Origin of the sequence: Paeniglutamicibacter sp. NPDC091659, assembly GCF_044756805.1 — a bacterium.
GTDB lineage: Bacteria > Actinomycetota > Actinomycetes > Actinomycetales > Micrococcaceae > Paeniglutamicibacter.
In genome coordinates, this window is record NZ_JBIVTO010000032.1 from 1 (window position 1) to 1,141 (window position 1,141).

Here is a 1,141-nt window from a genome sequence, read left to right on the forward strand (position 1 = left end):
GAAAGCGTCGAGGTGATCACGCGTGCGGTGAAGGTCGATGCGTTGAAGGAGTGCTCGGCGTACAACACCATGGAAACGCGGAACGCGTCGACGACCGCGGGGGCGGCTTCCTCGCCGAAGGTCATCCACAGGAAGTTCTGCGAGTAGTCCAGGTCCTCGCGCGGTTCGACGACGCCCAGGCCGCGGCGGCGGCGCTGGTCGTAGGCGACCACGGCCGGGAAGGCCGCAAAGAGTTCCTTGGCCTTGACCAGCTCGGCCTCGCGGGAGGAGTCGTTGGCCAGTGCGTGGTTTGCGCCGATGACCGAGACGGCGGTGCGTCCCACGTCCATCGGGTGGCAATCCAGCGGCAGCAGGTCGATGGCGGCCTTGACGCGGGTATCCAGGGTGCGTCCGGCGCGCTCGGCGGCGATGAACTCGGTGAGTTCGACCTGGGTCGGCAGCTCGCCGTTCCACAAAAGCAGCGCCACCTCCTCGAAGCTCTTGGACGCGGCCAGGTCCTGGACCGGGTAGCCGCGGTAGAGCAACGAATTGGTGTCGGGGTTGACCTTGGACACGGCCGTGTAGTCCACGACGACTCCGGCCAGGCCCTTTTTGATCTCAGTTTCGGTAATCACTTCGCTCCTGATTCCTACAGATTCGCGTTGTTTGAATCGATGTCCAGGTCCGGGACCTGGAAGTTGAAGATGCCGTTGTCGAAGCGGTTGTATGCCTCGTAGTCGACCAGCTCGTACAGGCGTGCGCGGGTCAGCATGGAATCGACCCGGGCTTCCTGGGTGCCGTCGGCCGCGATGGCCTCGAGGGTGCGTTCGGCCTCGCCCATCGCACTACGCAATAGTGTCACCGGGTAAATCACCATGGCAACACCCGCGTCCGCCAGCTGCCGGCGGGTGAAGAGCTCCGACTTGCCGAATTCGGTCATGTTGGCCAGCACCGGGACGTCGACCGCGTTGCAGACGGCCTCGAACTCGCCGAGGTCCCTCATGGCCTCCGGGAAGATCGCATCCGCCCCGGCGTCGACCAGCGCCTTGGCCCGGTGGATCGCCGCCTCCAGTCCCTCCACGGCGCGCACGTCGGTGCGGGCCATGATCAGGAAGTTCGGGTCGCGGCGTGCGTCTGCCGCCGCGGCGATGCGCTTGACCAT

The 1,141-nt window shown here is 65.6% G+C and carries 2 protein-coding genes; both read right to left on the bottom strand.

Annotated elements, in window-relative coordinates:
* On the bottom strand, positions 1-611 hold a 611-nt coding region (locus ACIQLF_RS21850; protein WP_400303349.1), incomplete at its 3' end, for a citrate/2-methylcitrate synthase.
* A gap of 17 nt (positions 612-628) precedes the next feature.
* Positions 629-1,141, bottom strand: a 513-nt coding sequence (locus tag ACIQLF_RS21855; protein WP_400303352.1) for an oxaloacetate decarboxylase, incomplete at its 5' end; no start/stop codon positions are given.